The organism is Brevundimonas sp. AC546, assembly GCF_979258305.1.
Genome location: NZ_OZ409849.1, coordinates 781440 through 798266, shown reverse-complemented (window position 1 = coordinate 798266; position 16827 = coordinate 781440). Strand labels below are relative to the sequence as shown.

Genomic DNA, 16827 nt, shown 5'->3' with positions numbered 1-16827 from the left:
GTCGGAAGGGGGCGCGTTCGCGTCCCCTTTTTGATTCTTCTGATCTGCTGGAGCCGACCATGAACGTCCTCGCCCTTGCGTTCTCTGCAGCAGTGCTTGCAGGCGGTTCGGTGCAGGCTCAGGATGTCGCGAGTCCCTCATCACAGGCTCCGCAAACACAGCAGGCGCCCACGGAGCTGGGCCAGGTCGAAGTCACCGCGCGCCGGCTGAGAGAAGAGGTGCAATCCTTTATCAGCGAGGTTGCGGCGCCGCCTCGTGGACGTAATCTGGCGCGGTGGGATCGTGCGATCTGCGTTGGCGTCGCCAACATGGACGCTCGATATGCTCAAGTCATGGTAGATCGCATTTCGCGAACCGCTGTCGATATCGGGCTGGACATCGAAGAGCCTGGTTGCAAGCCGGACATCATGATTGTCGCTGCGGCGGATGCCGCCGATTTGGCGAAAGCGCTTGTTCGCGATGATCCCAGCGGCTTTCGACCCGCACGTGGCTCGACGGATATGGGCTCGGCGGCGCTAGCGCGCTTTCAGTCGTCCGACACGCCCGTGCGGTGGTGGCACGTCAGTCTGCCGGTCAGCGTGGATACCGGGGACCTGGCTATCCGTCTGGACGGTGAGGAGCCGCCCACCATCGCCGTGCGTGATGCGTCTCGTCTGCGCGCAAACATTCGTGACGATCTGGCGCGCGTGATCGTCATCATCGATGTCACCCGAGTAGGGCGAATTGGCTTCGGCGCGCTGAGCGATTACGTCGCGATGATTTCATTGGCGCAGGTCGATCCCGGAGCGGACACTTCCCGCTACGACACTGTTCTGAACCTCTTCGCGGAGGGATCGGATCGATCCGCGGGTCTGACGCAGTGGGACAAGGACTATCTTAAGTCCCTGTACACCGCACGTCGCGACCGAGCGCGCGGAACTCAGCAAACGCAGGATGTTTTGCGAGGCATGACCGGCGAGCGCGACACCCGTCAGCAAGCTGAAGACGATGATCAATGATCTGCGCCTTGCATAGCTGACGTGCGAACGCGATATGCAAGGACAACGGCGGACGAACCTGAATCGTCTCCATGGCATCCCGAGAAGGCCTGAATGCGCGATCCTATCGAACTGATGAATATGAACCTGGTGCCGATGGTGGTGGAGCAATCCAGCCGTGGCGAGCGCTCCTTTGACATCTTCTCGCGCCTGCTGCGCGAGCGGATCATCTTCCTGACGGGTCCGTTCGAGGACGGCATGGCGTCGTTGATCTGCGCCCAGCTGTTGTTCCTGGAATCGGAAAACCCGAAGAAGGAAATCAGCATGTATATCAACAGTCCCGGCGGACAGGTTTCCTCGGCGCTCGCGATCTACGACACCATGCAATACATCAAGAGCCCCGTTTCGACCGTGGTGATGGGCATGGCTGCATCGGCCGGCTCGCTGATCCTGACGGCCGGCGCTGCGGGCCAGCGCATCGCCCTGCCGAACGCACGCATCATGGTGCACCAGCCGTCGGGCGGTTTCCGGGGCCAGGCGTCGGACATCGAGTTGCACGCCGCCGACATCCGCTACACCAAGAAGCGTCTGAACGAGATCTACGTCCACCACACCGGCCGGACGTACGAGGAAGTCGAAAAGACCCTGGACCGCGACCACTTCATGTCGGCCGAGGAAGCCAAGGCCTGGGGCATCGTCGACCACGTCTACGACCGCCGCGAACAGGCCGACGCCGACGGCGTGAAGACGCCCGGCAACTAAGGTCTGATCCAAGGTCGAACGGAAAAGGCGCACCGATGCCGGTGCGCCTTTTTCCATTTGTGCTATCAGGCCGCCATGCAGTTCACACGAGATCCAAGCGGCACGGTTGAAGTCGACGGCGAAAGCTACGTCTGGGAGCTTCGTCGCCAGCCCCAGCCCAAGGGCGGAAACGTCTGGGAAGGCATGGCTGTCTCTTTGCGCCACGCTGACTTCAAGCGCGAAGCTATCGTGCAGTTCCCGCCGCCGCTTCGGCCCAATGGCCGGCCGGATGTCGAGAAGCAGCGAGTCAATGTCGATGCGGTTCGCACCGCCATCACTTCGGCCATCGCGGCGGGATGGGATCCCGCTTCGCGGGGCAAGGCGGTCGTGTTCGACGTGGATGCCGACGGCAACTGACAGTCACGGCTTCTGGCGGAATACTCTGAAGCCCGGCTCCTGGGCCATCGCCAGCATTTCCGTATCGCCTGAGGTGTCGCCATAGGCGGCGGTCAGCGTCATGTCGTCGCCATAGGCCGCCTTGAGGCGTCGCACCTTTTCTTCCCCGCGACAGTTCGGCCCAGCAAAAGCGCCTGTGATCCGATCGTCCGAATCGAAAACGAACTCCGTGCCCAGCAGGGCCTCCGCGCCCAGTTTACGGGCGAAAGGGGCGACTGTCGTGGCGGGGGAGGCGGTCACGATGACGCGATGTGCGCCGCGTTCGCCCCAGTCATTCCAGACTGCGAGCGCATCGGGCCGCATGAAGCGGGGCCAGATCTCCTCGGCGAAGCGTTCGGCCTCGGCTTCGAGAGCGTGGCGGTCCACGCCTTTCAGGAACTCCTTCACCGACGCCGCCTTGATCCGTCCGCGGTCGCGATCCCGGGCATAGGCGGCCACGGCGGGCGCCAGCTTGACCAAACCGAGCGCCCAAGCCCCCGGTCCGGCGCGCCAGCGCAGGAATTCGGTGAAGCTGTCGCGAATCGTCAGTGTCCCGTCGAAATCGAAGGCGACGATCTGTCGCTCTGCGGGCTTAGACTGGCGCAAATCCTGCTTGATCCCCATGTCAGACATTCGCCTTGATCCCCGCCGACACTGATCCATCCACGCACTGCAACAATCCCCTGCCGCCTTCGGGGTTGTCGCGGAACGTGTGATGGGTGATTGTCATTTTTTGAAGACCTTCGCAGCCAGAGTACTGGAATCAATGTGAGGGAAGCGCGTTTCGGGCCATTTCGGTCCGCCCCGCGGGAGTGAGATAAGGGTCTATGACCAAAGCAGCCGGCTCTGACGCCAAAAGCACCCTCTACTGCTCGTTCTGCGGAAAGAGCCAGCACGAGGTCCGCAAACTCATCGCGGGCCCGACCGTCTTCATCTGCGATGAATGCGTCGAGCTGTGCATGGACATCATCCGTGAAGAGCACAAGATCGGTTTCAAGAAGACGACCGACGGCGTTCCCACGCCCAAGGAAATCCGCGACGTGCTGGATGACTATGTCATCGGCCAGAGCCACGCAAAAAAGGTGCTCTCGGTCGCCGTCCACAACCATTACAAGCGCCTGAACCACGCGACGAAGAACAACGACGTCGAACTGGCCAAGTCGAACATCATGCTGATCGGGCCGACTGGCTCGGGCAAGACGCTGCTGGCCCAGACGCTGGCGCGCATCATCGACGTGCCCTTCACCATGGCCGACGCCACGACCCTGACCGAAGCCGGTTATGTGGGCGAGGATGTCGAGAACATCATCCTGAAGCTGCTGCAGGCCTCGGACTATAACGTCGAGCGGGCCCAGCGCGGCATCGTCTACATCGACGAAATCGACAAGATTTCGCGCAAGTCTGACAACCCGTCGATCACCCGCGACGTGTCGGGCGAAGGCGTGCAGCAGGCCCTGCTGAAGATCATGGAAGGCACCGTCGCCTCCGTGCCCCCGCAGGGCGGCCGCAAGCATCCGCAGCAGGAGTTCCTGCAGGTCGACACTGCCAACATCCTCTTCATCGTCGGCGGCGCCTTCGCCGGCCTGGAAAAGGTGATTGCGGCGCGCGGAGCCGGTGCCTCGATCGGTTTTGGCGCCAAGGTGAAAGAAATCGACGAGCGTCGCACAGGCGACATCCTGAAGGGCGTTGAACCGGACGATCTGATGCGTTTCGGCCTGATCCCCGAGTTCATCGGCCGTCTCCCCGTTCTGGCGACGCTGGAAGACCTGGACGAGACGGCCCTGGTTACCATCCTGACCGAGCCGAAGAACGCTCTGGTCAAGCAGTACAAGCGCCTGTTCGAGATGGAGAATGTCGAACTGAGCTTTACCGACGACGCCTTGATCGCCGTCGCCAAGAAGGCCATCACCCGCAAGACCGGTGCGCGCGGCCTGCGTTCGATTCTGGAAGGCATACTGCTGGAGACCATGTTCGAACTGCCGACCTTCGAAGGCGTCGAAGAGGTCGTGGTCAACGCCGAGGTCATCGACGGCAAGGCCCAGCCCCTGCTGATCTATTCGGAAGCGTCGAAAAAGAAGGCCGACGGCGCCGCCTGATCTGGCGACCGTCAGCAATGAGGAATTAGGCCGGAGCGATCACTCGCTCCGGCCTCTTCTTTTGGTCATAGGCCTCAGGTCGCGAGAGCGTGGACCAGCACCAGGATATGTCCCGGATGCGCCTCGGCCTCGGCCTTGGCGTAACGGACAGCGGTCCTGGCATCGGTGAAAACACCTTCGAACAAACCGTCGCTAGAGGAGACGCGCCAGCGGGTTCCGGTCGGTTGGATCGTCAGGGTCTCGATCGCGGGCGGGGCGGGCAGGGCGGCGATCATTGAGCGCGCCTGTGCTGGTCGCGGTTCAGACGGTCGGCCTCGGCTTGCAGTCTTGCGGCCAGACGTTCGGCAGAGGCTCGATCGGGCAGGGGGCGGGTTGTGGCCTTGTTGATCGCGACCGCCCAGCCGCTCGCAAGGGGCACGACCCTGTATCGTCGGAGTGGGACGGGGTCTGAGGCCCCGCCTTCGACGTGCCCCTGCATCATCGGGACGGCCCCCGAATCGACGCGCCGAACAGGGCGCCGATGAAGGTCATCGCCATCTGGACGGAGGTCGGCTTTGGGGCGGCGCGTTTCAGCGATTCCGCCAGCAGGTGTGAACGGGTCATGGGTTACTCCTTGGACCCCAAGCAGACGCCCGAACCCCGTAAAGCCGCCATGGCGAAAGCGCCACGCCGCATAATGCCGGCCTAAAGCGACGTGATTGCGGGCTGTGCGACCACGCAGATGTGGGCCGTTCATCGGTCACGCTTGAACCGCGGGTCTTTCAAACCACATACTCATCCGAACGCCGTCGGAATCGACGGGCCGTCATGCGCCGGTCGGGCCTCTTGCCCGGCGGACCGTGGCGGCGGGCCGGAGATGATCAATGGCCCAGGAGTACGCATCATGACTGAACCAAAGATCCTGCCCGTCCTGCCGCTGAGAGACATCGTCGTCTTCCCGCACATGGTGGTGCCGCTCTTCGTGGGCCGCGAGAAGTCCGTGAAGGCGCTGGACGAAATCATGAAGGGCGAAAAGCAGATCCTGCTGGCGACCCAGAAGAACAGCGTCGATGACGATCCGTCCCCCGACGCCATCTATCCCATCGGCGTGCTGGCCACCGTGCTGCAACTGCTGAAGCTGCCCGACGGTACGGTGAAGGTGCTGGTCGAGGGCAAGGGCCGTGCGCGCCTGACCCGCTTCACCGACCGCGAGGAGTATTTCGAGGCCGAGGCCGTCGAGATCGAGGACGAACCGGGCGACGCCTCGCAGGCCGAGGCCATGCTTCGCGCCGTGGTCGAGCAGTTCGAGAACTATGTGAAGCTGAACAAGAAAGTGCCGCCCGAGGCCCTCAGCTCCATCCCCCAGATCACCGACGCCTCCAAGCTGGCCGACTCCGTCGCCGCCCACCTGTCGGTCAAGATCGCCGACAAGCAGGGCCTGCTGGAAACCTTCGACGTGCCCAAGCGGCTGGAGAAGGTCTATGGCCTGATGGAGGGCGAGATCTCGGTCCTGCAGGTCGAGAAGAAGATCCGCTCGCGCGTGAAGCGCCAGATGGAGAAGACCCAGCGCGAATATTATCTGAACGAGCAGATGAAGGCGATCCAGCGCGAGCTGGGCGAGACCGACGACGCGCGCGACGAAATCATGGACCTGGAGAAGCGCATCCGTAAGACGCGCCTGTCCAAGGAGGCGCGCACCAAGGCGGAGGCCGAGGTCAAGAAGCTGCGCAACATGAGCCCGATGTCGGCCGAATTGACTGTGGTGCGAAACTACCTCGACTGGCTGCTGTCCGTGCCGTGGGGCAAGGCCAAGCAGAAGCCGATCGACCTGGCCAAGGCGGAGGAGATTCTCGAGGAGGACCACTTCGGCCTGGAGAAGGTCAAGGAACGGATCGTCGAGTATCTGGCCGTTCAGGCCCGCACCGGCAGCCTGAAGGGGCCGATCCTGTGCCTCGTCGGCCCTCCCGGCGTCGGCAAGACCTCGCTGGCCAAGTCCATCGCCAAGGCGACCGGGCGTGAATATGTCCGCATGTCCCTGGGCGGCGTGCGCGACGAGAGCGAGATCCGCGGTCACCGCCGGACCTACATCGGCTCCATGCCCGGCAAGATCATCCAGTCGATGAAGAAGGCCAAGACCACCAACGCCTTCGTCCTGCTGGACGAGATCGACAAGCTGGGGTCCGACTGGCGCGGGGATCCGTCCTCGGCATTGCTGGAGGTGCTGGACCCGGCACAGAACTCGACCTTCGGCGACCACTATCTGGAGGTGGATTACGACCTGTCCCAGGTGATGTTCGTGACGACCGCGAACAGCCTGAACATGCCGCAGCCGCTGATGGACCGGATGGAGATCATTAGGGTGTCGGGCTACACCGAGGACGAGAAGGTCGAGATCGCCAAGCGTCACGTCCTGCCCAAACAGCTGGAGGACCATGGTCTGAAGGCCGATGAGCTGATCGTGCCGGAAGACACGATCCGCGACCTGATCCGCTACTACACCCGCGAAGCCGGCGTGCGGTCGCTGGAACGCGCCCTGGGCGGCCTGGCGCGCAAGGCCGTGCGCGAGATGGCCAAGACGGGCGCCAAGTCGATTACGGTCGACGACGCCAAACTGGCCGAATACGCGGGCGTGAAGAAGTTCCGCTATGGCGAAACGGACGAGGAAGATCAGGTCGGTATCGTCACGGGCCTGGCCTGGACCGAGTTCGGCGGCGACATCCTGACCATCGAGGCGATCAAGATGCCCGGACGCGGTCGCATGACCGTGACCGGCAACCTGAAGGAGGTGATGAAGGAATCGATCTCCGCCGCCGCCTCCTATGTCCGTTCGCGGGCGCTCGATTTCGGCGTCAAGCCGCCGGTGTTCGAGAAGACCGACATCCACGTCCACGTGCCGGACGGCGCCACGCCCAAGGATGGTCCATCCGCCGGCGTCGCCATGACCGTGGCCATGGTCTCGGTCCTGACCGGCGTGCCGATCCGCAAGGACATCGCCATGACCGGCGAGATCACCCTGCGCGGGCGGGTCACCGCCATCGGCGGCCTGAAGGAGAAGCTGCTCGCGGCCCTGCGCTCCGGCGTCAAGACCGTGCTGATCCCGCAGGAGAACGAGAAGGACCTCGCCGAGGTGCCGGACAATGTGAAGTCGGCGCTGGAGATCGTGCCGATCTCCACGGCGGATGAGGCGCTGAAGTGGGCGCTGGTCGGGGCGCTGACGCCGGTGGAATGGGACGAGGCGTCGGAGCCGTTGCCTGCGCCGGTTCCGCCCGTCGACGGGCCGACGGCCACCGTCAGCCACTGACGCCGAGCTGAATGAGAGCGCCGCCGGTCAGCATCCCGGCGGCGTTTTCGTTTTTGACGCAACCGTCGATCTGCCCTTTAGTGATTCGCTTGGGGGAGCAGATGACAAAAGCGGAACTGATCGGCCGAATGGCCAGCGCGGCGAACATCAGTCGCGACCAGGCCAAGTCGGCGCTCGAGGCCTTCACAGACGGCGTGGCCGAAGCGCTGTCTGAGGGGCGGGACGTCAAGCTGATCGGGTTTGGCAGCTTCGTGGCGGTCGAGCGCAAGGCCGGCGTCGCCCGCAATCCTCAGACAGGGGCCGCCGTGGCGCGACCTGCGTCGCGCACCGCGCGTTTTCGGGTTGGGGAAGGTTTGAAAAGCGCCTTGAACGGTTGAGGCGTGACGGGCATAAGCCCGTCTCTGCATTGGGGCGGCTAGCTCAGCTGGTCAGAGCATCTCGTTTACACCGAGAGGGTCGGCGGTTCGAACCCGTCGCCGCCTACCAAACAAAAAGGCCGCCGGATCGCTCCGGCGGCCTTTCGTGTTTCTGGCGTTCGCTTCGATCAGAAGCGGAAGCTGGCTCGCAGCAGCAGCGAGTAGCGGACGTAGTCTTCCAGCAGTTCTGCGTCGCCGGTCAGCGACAGCATGCCCAGTTCGTTGCCGAAGTTCAGGCGGAAGCCCAGGATCGGCCCGCCGCCTTCGACGGCGTCCGGCGATAGGATGAAGTCGGGACCGCCGCTGGCGAAGCGGGCGATTGTCTCGCCGGCGTCCACCGAGATGTTCTGGCGATAGCCGATGCGCAGTTCAGGACGCACCCAGCCGTTGCGGCCGAAGCCGTAGCCGATGTTCATGGCCGCCACGGCCGAGAAGATGTGGCTGTCGCGCGAATCGATGTCGAGGTCGAAGCCGTCGCCGCCGCCGGTCTCGCTGCGGGCGCCTTCGGACAGGCTGAAATACTCGCCGTAGATTTCGGGGCGAACGTTCAGACGACCGAAGTTGCGCTCGTAAGATGCGCCCCCGGCGACCGCCGCCGTCCAGCCGTGCCAGTCGGACTTGTTGTTGAGATAGACGCCTTCGGCGACCAGCGACCGGTCTGCGTTGAAGGACGCGTAGCCGCCAGCCGCACGGGCCCAGGTCGTCCAGTACTGACCTTGCGCGCGCCAGTAGAGGCCCAGTTCCAGTAGGTTGGCCGACAGGACTTCTTCGGCCTCGGATTCGGGGTCCTTGATGTCGGACGAGGTGAAGGCGGCCGTGATGCCGACTGCGCCCAGGCCGGTGCCCTTTTCGACGCCGCCCGCGACGCCGAAGCCTTCCGAGCGGAACCCGTAGGAGTCGGTCTTGTCCTTGTCGGCGTAGAAGTTGATCTCCTGTACCCAGGCGCTGGTTTCGCCCGGCGCGGCGATGGCGTTCCGGCCCGTCAGGGCGCGAGTCACGGCGTCCACACCGGCCGACAGTGACATCAGCGGACCGCCGGAGTGGTCGGGCAACATCTGCTCATAGGCGTCGATGAAGCCATCGCGAGACGTCTGCGACAGGAAGAGGTTGCGAAGGGTCTCATTGGACCCCAGCGCGCCATAGACGGCGTCGTAGGCGGAAGCCTCGACCGGGATCAGGCCGGCTTCCGAAGCCGTGCGGCGCCGCGCGTCGACATAGACGGTGTTCGCCGCCTGGTCCACGCCGCCCTCGACCACATAGAGGTAAGGCGAATTATCCGACAGCAGGGTCTGGTTGAGTTCCCCGACGTTGAGCGTTCCGGCCTTAATGATGTCAAACCGCTCCGGTCCGTCCAGCAGTGACGAGAAGCGGACGCCCAGGGTGGAACCCGTCGCCAGCGTCGCGTTGCCGCTGACGTTGAAGCCGCCCGCCGTGTTGTTCGCCGGGTCTAGGTTGACCAGCAGCGTGCCTTCCGCGCCGATGTTCAGGTTTGAAATCGCCGTGGCGCCGGTCTGGGTGGCCGCCAGGATGCCCTTGGACACGTTGATGTCCAGGAGGCCGTCGCCGTTCTTGATAGCGCCCGACACGACCGCCCCGCCGCTGATGTTCAGTTTGTCGGCGCCGGCCCCAAAGTCGATGTCGCCGTTGACGATGCCGTTCTCGATGTTGAGCGTATCGGCGCCCGAGCCCAACTTGATCGCGCCGACGATGGCGGGTTCGCTGGCGTCCGGCACACCGTCCTTGTCGGTATCGACGGCCGTACTGTCGGCAGCTGCGGGGATGCCGTACTGGCGCAGGGTGACGCCGGTCGTGTTGGCCGTCAGGTCGATCGCCGTGACGGTTCCGTCCACCGGCGTGGTGTCTGTGGTGTTGGGCGTCAGCGAACCGATAATCGAGCCGGCGTTGTTAAGCTGGGTCAGCGATCCGGACTGGTCGCGGATGACTGTGGCCGAGCCGTGGTTACCGCCGAAGGACGCTACGATGTTGCCTGTGTTGGTCAGCGACCCGACGTTGGCGCCGGCGCCGATCAGGACGGCGGTCGCGTTTTGGGTCAGCTTGCCTGAGGCGACCGCCTGGATATTGCCCGAGTTGTTGATCGTCGGTGTGGTGACGCCCGAACCCACCCAGACCGCCGTGGCGTTGGCGTCGACAGCTGTCGAGGCGATCCCGCCTTCGTTGCGCACGCCGCCGACCACGTTGACGGCCTGACCGCCCGTCACGCCGAGTTGAAGCGCGCGGGATTCGACGCCGGAATAAAGGCCGGAGCCGACAATCGTGCCGCGGTTGATCAGGCCGTAGGCGGCGTCGCCTGTGCCGACGGCGCCCAGGGTCACTGCATTGGTAGTGGATCCGATCAGCAGGGCGGGCGCGCCGCCCAGCGAGGTGACTGATGCCGCCGTTTCGCTGACATCGGGGATGCCGTCGCCGTCACGATCCTTGTCGTCGCGGTTCTTGACGCCGTCGCCGTCGTCGTCCTCGTCGCCGTTCTTGACCCCGTCCTTGTCGTCGTCGCCCTCGATGCCCGCTGCGGAATAGGCCAGGGCGTTATCCAGCAGCACCCCGCCGGCGACATTAGCGCCGACGCGCACAGCCGGCCCGCCTTGCAGCAGGTCGTCCGCGTCCAGTTCGTCCAGGAACAGGGTGGTGGCATTGTCGAATGTGCCCGTCGTCGGACGCACGGGCGGCGGGGTCGTGTAACGGTATCCTGTGGCGACCACGGACGAATGGATCTTGAGCGCGCCGCCGACATCACCCTCGATGGACACGCCGCTCGCATTGGCGCCCTGCGCCGAAATGGAGCCGGCGAGATCGACGTTGCCGGAGATCGGGCCGGTCGTGCGGATGGCGGTGCTGTCATTGCCGGTGACCCGCACCGTGCCGAAGCTCTGGAGCTTGCCGTTCAGTGCGGACTCGACCGACAGGCCGTAGGAATTGTTGCCTTCGACGGTGATCGCGCCGGTGCTCTCGACCAGAATGTCGCCGGTGAAGGGCGAAGCGCCGGTGACCCGAACCCCATAACGGTTGGTCCCGGTCGCGAAGGGACCGTCCAGATCACCGTCGCCGTCCGTGTCCTTGATGTCGGTCGTTTCCAGCGTGTCGTTGACGGTAATCGTGCCGCCGACGATGACCGAGCCGGTGTTGCCGCCGTTGACCAGAACGCCTGTCGAACCATCGGCCGACTTGGCCATGGTGATCGAACTGCCGCTGTCCAGATCGACGGTGTTGTTGGAGTCCAGCGTGACCGCTGCGCCTGAAGCGACGGCGACGCTGCCGCCGCTGGCGATGCGGATGTTATCAGCGGCCGTGCCGGTGGCATTGGAAGTCTGGATCGGCGTCGTGCGGGCGGTCGAGATGACGATCTCGGCCTGGGCCCCGGCGGCGGCCATCAAGGGAGCGATCGCTACGGCGGTCGCGAGCAAAATACGCATTCGGTAGAAACCCCTGGTGGTCACGCGTCACGTTACGAAGGACCCCTTAGCAGGGTCCGCGCCAGCGTTCCAAGTTTATCGAATTTGAGGCGAATGCAAGGCCGCAGTGGCTGGCGACCCTGCCTATGAGCAGACCCGTGTTCTGCGGTTTAGGGCCGTTGCGCTGGATACGGAGCGTTTTGCATCGCGTCGCTCTTGAGCTTTGCCGCGACGGGGTTTACGGCCGTCGCAAGGTCTAAAGGCCGCGTCCCGACGACGCATCCAACGAACCCCTTCGGCGTTCGACAGCCCAGACCAGGCGAGAACACCCCATGAGCATGACAGACCTCGACGTTCAGGAAAGCGAACTCCGACTGATTCCGGGGCTGGACGTGGAAGTCGCGGATACCCTTCGGGCCCTGAAGACGGCGGCGATGGACGAGCGGCCGCGCCTGGTGGACACCACCATGCTGTACGCGCCGCGCTCGGGCGGGGTGAAACGCTACATCCTGTCCAAGAAGGCTTGGATCGAATCCAACCGGCCGGGCGTCAGCCACTCGCTGATCGTGCCGGGCGCCCGGCACAAGGCGCGCGCCGACGGCATCGTGCAGTTGCGGGCGACCAAGCTGCCTTTCGGGGACGGCTATCGCTGGCCCAGTTCGGTGAAACGGTGGAGCGCCTGGGTGGCGGCGATGAAACCGTCTATCATCGAGGCCGGCGATCCTTATACGCCGGGGCAGGGCGCCTTGGAGGCCGGTCAGCGGGTCGGATGCCCCGTCGTCGGCTTTTGCCACTCCGACCCGGCGGGCCTGGCCGCGCTACACTTCGGCGAATGGGCCAAGAAGCCGGTCGAGAAGCGCTGGGCCAAACTGTTCTCGCAGTTCGACCGGGTGGTGTCGCCGAGCCGTTTCATCGCGCGGCGGCTTGAGGAGGCCGGCGTCAACAATATCGTCATCCGGCCCCTGGGCGTAGAGATCGACACCTTCCGCCCGGAACGCCGGGACCGCCAATGGCTGCTGAACAAGCTGGGCCTGGGCGAGGATGCGCGGCTGCTGGTGTTTCGCCGGACGGCCGGCGAAGGAGAAGAACGTCGATGTTTTGATCGAGGCGGTCCAGAAGCTGGGCGCGCCCTATCATCTGGTGCTGGTCGGCGCTGGCGCCGGGATGCCCGAGGAAGATCGCGTCATCTCCATGCCGTATGAAAGCGATCCCAAGGCTGTCGCCAAGATCATCGCCAGCTGCGACGCCTTCGTTCACGCTAATGACAAGGAGCCGTTTGGCCTGATCGTGCTGGAAGCCATGGCGTGCGGTCGCCCCGTTGTTGGGGTCAACGCAGGCGGGGTCGCCGAGACGGTCGATGAGAGCGTGGGGCAGTTGGCCGTCAGCGCCGACGCCGACGACTATGCCCAGGCGGTCGAGGCCTTGTTCGCGCGAGACATCGAAGCCATCGGCCGGGCGGCGCGCGAGAAGGCGGTCAGCCAGTTCGCCTGGAACCGCGTGTTCGAGGACCTGTGCATGGTCTATGGCGAGCTCACCGGCGAGGCGGCCTTCGTGAATCCGAATACGGCCCTGCCGCTGCATTGATGCGGCTTGCAGACGCGGCCATCGACGATTGAATGGGCGCTTTCCGGAACGGGAGCGCGCCACTTCTTTTTTGCAATGTCTGGAAAAGAAGTGGCGCGAGTGACGGGGCTCGAACCCGCGACCTCCGGCGTGACAGGCCGGCACTCTAACCAACTGAGCTACACCCGCGTATCAGGTCGAAACTTTTGAGCTGTTTCGAAGCTTTTTGGGAAGGCGGTGTGCGCCACTCTTCTATTGCTAGAGAGAGTGGCGCGAGTGACGGGGCTCGAACCCGCGACCTCCGGCGTGACAGGCCGGCACTCTAACCAACTGAGCTACACCCGCGTTTCCCGGCCGAAGCGGCTGTGCGCCCCGGCGAGGGGCGTCGTTTAGGCGGGCTGACACATCGCGTCAAGCGACCTTTTCGGAGAAACGCGACCCTCAACGCGACGGGGCTGTGGACGGCGTGACGATCGCCGCCTGGGGCGGACTGTGCGGGCCCGCCAGGCCGCCGCTCGTCGGCTCCTGAGCGGCCACAGCCGGGACGGGCGGTTCGTAGTGGACGCCGACCCCTGGCCCCAGCGGCAGGTCGAAGGCGACCCAGGCCGCCACCATGGCCAGACCAGCGACCAGAAAGGCGCCGGCATAGGGCAGCATGGTCGCCATCAGCGATCCCAGGCCGAATCGCGGATCCCAGCGCTGGGCGAAGGTCAGGATCAGGGGAAAGTAGCTCATCAGCGGCGTGGCGATATTTGTGACCGAGTCGCCCATCCGATAGGCGGCCGTCGTCATCTCGGGCGAAATGCCCAGCAGCATGAACATGGGCACCACGATAGGCGCCAGGGCCGACCACTTGGCCGAGGCCGAGCCGATGAACAGGTCGAAGAAGCACGAGACGAAGACGACGCAGATCAGCAGCAGCGGGGCGGGCAGGGCGAGACCCTTCAGGCCCGCCGCCGCATGGACCGCCAGTATGGGGCCGAGGCCGGACCAGTTGAACATGGCCACGAAATGGGCGGCGAAGAAGGCGAGGACGATATAGGGCGCCAGCTGAGCGATGCCGTCGCGCATCATGGTGACCATGTCGCGATGCGATTTGATCGTTCCGGACCCGGCCCCATAGGCACCGCCGGTGACGAAGAAGGTGATGGCGAAGAAGGCGACGAGGGATTTGTAGAGCGGGTTGAACTTCTGTTCCGGGTCGACCTCGGGATCGACGAACGGCGAGCCGGGCAGGAAGGCCAGCGTGGCCCACAGGGCGATCATGCCCAGAACCGCCAAGCCGGCGAACCGCAGGCCGCGCTTCTCGGCGGCGGTGAGTGGCTGTTTTTCCGAGGCGTTGGGGGCGGCAACGCCCTCGGCCGGCTTCCAGACACCCAGTCGCGGCTCAATCACGCGATCCGTCAGGAACCAGACGATGGGGGTGAAGACGAACACCACTCCGACGATGAAGAACCAGTTGCCGGCGATGTTCACCGAGTATGACGGGTCGATCAGTTGTGCGGCCGGTTCGGTGATGCCCAGGATCAGCGCGTCGCTGGCGCCCGGGAACAGATTGCCGGCGTAACCGCCTGACACCGCCGCGAAACCTGCCGCGAGGCCCGCCAACGGATTTCGGCCCGCGGCGGCGAAGATCACGGCCGCCAACGGAATGACGACCACATAGGAGGCGTCCGACGCATGGTGGGACACCATGCCGGTGATCACCACGACGGGCGTCAGTATGGCGCGTGGGGCGTTCAGCAGCGCGCCGCGAATGGCGGTGGCGAACATGCCCGTTCGCTCGGCGACCGAGGCGCCGTATATGATGGTGATGACGATCCCCAGCGGCGGAAAGTCGGCCAGGGTGCGCGGCATGCCGATGAGCAACTGGGCTAGGTTGTCCGACGACAGCAGGCTCTCCGCCACCAGCCGGTCGCCGGTCACGGGATTTACGGCCGACCATCCCAGGCCCGCTCCGACCATGCTTAGGACGATCAGTCCCCCGATCAGCCACAGGAATAGAAAGACAGGATCGGGAAGGCGATTCCCGATCCGCTCCACGGCGTTCAGGGCGCGGCTGGCTGCGCTCATTCGGATGACTTTCGGTTACACGATCAGGGTCGCAATAGGGCTTTGCCGACGCGAGGCGCGCAAGCGCCGGGCCTGCGACATATGGCGCGGGAAGTTGCGATCCATTCTCAATGAAAAGCCAATGCCCGCAGGGGTTTGAACGGCGACGTTCTTGGGTCTAAGAAGCCCCGAATCCCGCCTCTCCCCGGCGGACGAGGTTCTTCGAATGAACGCATTCCTTCTCGAATATCTGCCCGTCGTCATCTTCGCCGGCGTCGCCGCCCTGATCGGCATTCTTTTCATCGTGCTGCCGCTGGTGCTGGCGCCGAAGAATCCCGACTCGGAAAAGCTGTCGGCCTATGAGTGCGGGTTCAACGCCTTCGACGATGCGCGCATGAAGTTCGACATCCGCTTCTATCTGGTGTCGATCCTGTTCATCATCTTCGACCTGGAAGTGGCCTTCCTCTTCCCCTGGGCGGTGTCGATGTTCGATCTGTCGCACGGCGGCATGATCTTCGCCTTCTGGTCGATGATGGTCTTTCTCGGGGTGCTGACCATCGGCTTCATATACGAATGGAAGAAGGGAGCCCTGGAATGGGAGTAGTCGCCGCTTCCACGCCGACGACCCTGGTCACGGCTTCCGGCGCGCCGCTGGTTCCGGCCGGCGCCGCCGCGCGCTCGACGGTCGAGGGCTATGATCCCAAGGTCCACGACAAGTTCTTCGAGGCCGTGAACATGGAGCTCGGCGAGCGGGGCTATCTGGTCGCCGCCGCCGACGACGTCATCAACTGGGCGCGCACCGGCTCGCTGATGTGGATGACTTTCGGCCTGGCCTGCTGCGCCGTCGAAATGATCCAGATGTCGATGCCGCGCTTCGACGTCGAGCGCTTCGGCATGGCGCCGCGCGCCAGCCCGCGCCAGTCGGACCTGATGATCGTCGCCGGCACCCTGACCAACAAGATGGCTCCGGCCATCCGCAAGGTCTACGACCAGATGCCAGACCCACGCTACGTCGTGTCGATGGGCAGCTGCGCGAATGGCGGCGGCTACTATCACTATAGTTACAGCGTCGTTCGCGGTTGCGACCGCGTCGTGCCGGTGGACGTCTATGTGCCCGGCTGCCCGCCGACGGCCGAGGCGCTGCTGTACGGCCTGCTGCAATTGCAGAAGAAGATCCGTCGCACGGGGACCATCGACCGATGAGTTCGTTGGCTGTTCAGGCCCAACATGAAGCCGCTCTGACGCCGCTGGGCGCCGAGATGGTCGGTGCGCTGGGTGTCGAGGCGCAGATCGCCTTTGGCGAGCTGACGCTGGTGGCGCCGCGCGAGCGGATCGTCGAGGTGCTGACGGCGCTGCGCGATCAGTTCGGCTTCCAGCAACTTCTGGACCTCTGCGGCGTCGACTATCCGGATCGCAAGGAGCGGTTCGAAGTCGTCTATCACCTGCTGTCGATGACCCGGAACGCGCGCTTGCGCGTCAAGGTGTCGACCGACGAGACCCAGCCTGTGCCTTCGGTCATCTCGGCCTACCCGGCCGCCAACTGGTTCGAACGCGAAGCCTACGACATGTACGGCATGCTGTTCTCGGGTCATCCGGACCTGCGTCGCCTGCTGACCGACTATGGCTTCGAGGGGCATCCGCTTCGCAAGGACTTCCCGATGACGGGCTATGTCGAGGTCCGCTACGACGAGGAACAGCGCCGCGTGGTCTATGAGCCTGTGAAGCTGACGCAAGAGTTCCGCACGTTCGACTTCCTGTCGCCCTGGGAAGGCGCCGAATACCCCGCGCCGGTCCTGCCGGGCGACGAGAAGGCGGGAGGCCAGGCGTAATGGCTGACGGAAACCCCACCCTGCCGCTGGG

At 64.5% G+C, this 16827-nt stretch carries 14 protein-coding genes, 3 tRNA genes and 1 pseudogene; 11 read left to right on the top strand and 7 right to left on the bottom strand.

What is annotated here, in order from left to right; genetic code table 11:
* Window positions 1-59 precede the first annotated feature (59 nt).
* The 3 genes from ACZZZD_RS04025 to ACZZZD_RS04015 all read left to right on the top strand — a co-directional run bounded on the left by ACZZZD_RS04025 (window position 60) and on the right by ACZZZD_RS04015 (window position 2135).
* Window positions 60-998, top strand: a complete 939-nt coding sequence (locus ACZZZD_RS04025; protein WP_463432856.1) for a hypothetical protein — start codon at window positions 60-62, stop codon at window positions 996-998.
* 93 nt (window positions 999-1091) lie between these two features.
* Window positions 1092-1739: an ATP-dependent Clp protease proteolytic subunit gene (locus ACZZZD_RS04020; RefSeq protein WP_135195868.1), complete on the top strand. Its 648-nt coding sequence runs from the start codon at window positions 1092-1094 to the stop codon at window positions 1737-1739.
* Between the two features lie 75 nt (window positions 1740-1814).
* Window positions 1815-2135, top strand: coding sequence for a hypothetical protein (locus tag ACZZZD_RS04015; protein ID WP_463432854.1), 321 nt, complete (start codon window positions 1815-1817; stop codon window positions 2133-2135).
* Between the two features lie 3 nt (window positions 2136-2138).
* On the opposite strand, the gene ACZZZD_RS04010 is transcribed toward ACZZZD_RS04015, so the two are convergent.
* Entirely contained in the window at window positions 2139-2786 is a 648-nt protein-coding gene (locus tag ACZZZD_RS04010; protein ID WP_463432852.1) for an HAD-IB family hydrolase, read from the bottom strand.
* A gap of 194 nt (window positions 2787-2980) precedes the next feature.
* Between ACZZZD_RS04010 and clpX the strand changes: the two genes are divergently transcribed.
* Window positions 2981-4249, top strand: coding sequence for an ATP-dependent Clp protease ATP-binding subunit ClpX (clpX, locus tag ACZZZD_RS04005; RefSeq protein WP_372694983.1), 1269 nt, complete (start codon window positions 2981-2983; stop codon window positions 4247-4249).
* 74 nt (window positions 4250-4323) lie between these two features.
* Here clpX and ACZZZD_RS04000 read toward each other — a convergent pair whose 3' ends face one another.
* Together ACZZZD_RS04000 and ACZZZD_RS03995 are read right to left on the bottom strand one after the other, a co-directional pair.
* Entirely contained in the window at window positions 4324-4524 is a 201-nt protein-coding gene (locus ACZZZD_RS04000) for a hypothetical protein (RefSeq protein ID WP_463432850.1), read from the bottom strand.
* Between the two features lie 202 nt (window positions 4525-4726).
* Window positions 4727-4852: a hypothetical protein gene (locus ACZZZD_RS03995; RefSeq protein ID WP_463432848.1), complete on the bottom strand. Its 126-nt coding sequence runs from the start codon at window positions 4850-4852 to the stop codon at window positions 4727-4729.
* A 280-nt stretch (window positions 4853-5132) separates the two neighbouring features.
* Between ACZZZD_RS03995 and lon the strand changes: the two genes are divergently transcribed.
* From lon to ACZZZD_RS03980, 3 genes are all read left to right on the top strand, one after another.
* Entirely contained in the window at window positions 5133-7529 is a 2397-nt protein-coding gene (gene lon / locus ACZZZD_RS03990; RefSeq protein WP_463432846.1) for an endopeptidase La, read from the top strand.
* Between the two features lie 101 nt (window positions 7530-7630).
* Complete coding sequence (locus ACZZZD_RS03985) at window positions 7631-7906, top strand: HU family DNA-binding protein (RefSeq protein ID WP_463436074.1); 276 nt, start codon at window positions 7631-7633, stop codon at window positions 7904-7906.
* A gap of 32 nt (window positions 7907-7938) precedes the next feature.
* Window positions 7939-8015: transfer RNA gene (locus tag ACZZZD_RS03980), tRNA-Val, on the top strand.
* 58 nt (window positions 8016-8073) lie between these two features.
* Here the strand turns inward: ACZZZD_RS03980 and ACZZZD_RS03975 are convergent.
* Window positions 8074-11373, bottom strand: coding sequence for an autotransporter outer membrane beta-barrel domain-containing protein (locus tag ACZZZD_RS03975; RefSeq protein ID WP_463432844.1), 3300 nt, complete (start codon window positions 11371-11373; stop codon window positions 8074-8076).
* 311 nt (window positions 11374-11684) lie between these two features.
* On the opposite strand from ACZZZD_RS03975, the pseudogene ACZZZD_RS03970 reads away from it, so the two are divergent.
* Window positions 11685-12936: pseudogene (locus ACZZZD_RS03970) on the top strand (glycosyltransferase).
* 91 nt (window positions 12937-13027) lie between these two features.
* Here the strand turns inward: ACZZZD_RS03970 and ACZZZD_RS03965 are convergent.
* The 3 genes from ACZZZD_RS03965 to ACZZZD_RS03955 form a co-directional block, all read right to left on the bottom strand.
* Window positions 13028-13104 (bottom strand) — tRNA-Asp (locus ACZZZD_RS03965).
* A 79-nt stretch (window positions 13105-13183) separates the two neighbouring features.
* Window positions 13184-13260 (bottom strand) — tRNA-Asp (locus tag ACZZZD_RS03960).
* A gap of 96 nt (window positions 13261-13356) precedes the next feature.
* Window positions 13357-14988 carry an AbgT family transporter gene (locus ACZZZD_RS03955; RefSeq protein ID WP_463432842.1) on the bottom strand — a complete coding sequence of 544 codons (1632 nt, stop codon included), beginning with the start codon at window positions 14986-14988 and terminating at the stop codon, window positions 13357-13359.
* A 205-nt stretch (window positions 14989-15193) separates the two neighbouring features.
* On the opposite strand from ACZZZD_RS03955, the gene ACZZZD_RS03950 reads away from it, so the two are divergent.
* The 3 genes from ACZZZD_RS03950 to ACZZZD_RS03940 are packed head-to-tail and all read left to right on the top strand — an operon-like array spanning window position 15194 to window position 16796.
* On the top strand, window positions 15194-15571 hold the full coding sequence (locus tag ACZZZD_RS03950; protein ID WP_463432840.1) for an NADH-quinone oxidoreductase subunit A: 378 nt from the start codon (window positions 15194-15196) through the stop codon (window positions 15569-15571).
* The gene (locus ACZZZD_RS03945; RefSeq protein ID WP_372693886.1) at window positions 15541-16170 is read left to right on the top strand and encodes a NuoB/complex I 20 kDa subunit family protein; all 630 of its coding nucleotides are present in this window, start codon (window positions 15541-15543) and stop codon (window positions 16168-16170) included. Before ACZZZD_RS03950 ends, ACZZZD_RS03945 begins: the two co-directional genes overlap by 31 nt.
* On the top strand, window positions 16167-16796 hold the full coding sequence (locus ACZZZD_RS03940) for an NADH-quinone oxidoreductase subunit C (protein ID WP_159851103.1): 630 nt from the start codon (window positions 16167-16169) through the stop codon (window positions 16794-16796). Before ACZZZD_RS03945 ends, ACZZZD_RS03940 begins: the two co-directional genes overlap by 4 nt.
* Window positions 16797-16827 lie beyond the last annotated feature (31 nt).

Excerpts from the sequence above, each read along its gene's own strand:
- ACZZZD_RS03955 (WP_463432842.1), bottom strand. The coding sequence starts at position 14,988 with ATGAGCGCAGCCAGCCGCGCCCTGAACGCCGTGGAGCGGATCGGGAAT.
- ACZZZD_RS04025 (WP_463432856.1), top strand. The coding sequence starts at position 60 with ATGAACGTCCTCGCCCTTGCGTTCTCTGCAGCAGTGCTTGCAGGCGGT.
- ACZZZD_RS03945 (WP_372693886.1), top strand. The coding sequence starts at position 15,541 with ATGGAAGAAGGGAGCCCTGGAATGGGAGTAGTCGCCGCTTCCACGCCG.
- ACZZZD_RS03995 (WP_463432848.1), bottom strand. The coding sequence starts at position 4,852 with ATGACCCGTTCACACCTGCTGGCGGAATCGCTGAAACGCGCCGCCCCA.
- ACZZZD_RS03975 (WP_463432844.1), bottom strand. The coding sequence starts at position 11,373 with ATGCGTATTTTGCTCGCGACCGCCGTAGCGATCGCTCCCTTGATGGCC.
- ACZZZD_RS03985 (WP_463436074.1), top strand. The coding sequence starts at position 7,631 with ATGACAAAAGCGGAACTGATCGGCCGAATGGCCAGCGCGGCGAACATC.
- clpX (WP_372694983.1), top strand. The coding sequence starts at position 2,981 with ATGACCAAAGCAGCCGGCTCTGACGCCAAAAGCACCCTCTACTGCTCG.
- ACZZZD_RS04015 (WP_463432854.1), top strand. The coding sequence starts at position 1,815 with ATGCAGTTCACACGAGATCCAAGCGGCACGGTTGAAGTCGACGGCGAA.
- ACZZZD_RS03950 (WP_463432840.1), top strand. The coding sequence starts at position 15,194 with ATGAACGCATTCCTTCTCGAATATCTGCCCGTCGTCATCTTCGCCGGC.
- ACZZZD_RS04000 (WP_463432850.1), bottom strand. The coding sequence starts at position 4,524 with ATGATCGCCGCCCTGCCCGCCCCGCCCGCGATCGAGACCCTGACGATC.
- ACZZZD_RS04020 (WP_135195868.1), top strand. The coding sequence starts at position 1,092 with ATGCGCGATCCTATCGAACTGATGAATATGAACCTGGTGCCGATGGTG.
- ACZZZD_RS04010 (WP_463432852.1), bottom strand. The coding sequence starts at position 2,786 with ATGTCTGACATGGGGATCAAGCAGGATTTGCGCCAGTCTAAGCCCGCA.
- lon (WP_463432846.1), top strand. The coding sequence starts at position 5,133 with ATGACTGAACCAAAGATCCTGCCCGTCCTGCCGCTGAGAGACATCGTC.
- ACZZZD_RS03940 (WP_159851103.1), top strand. The coding sequence starts at position 16,167 with ATGAGTTCGTTGGCTGTTCAGGCCCAACATGAAGCCGCTCTGACGCCG.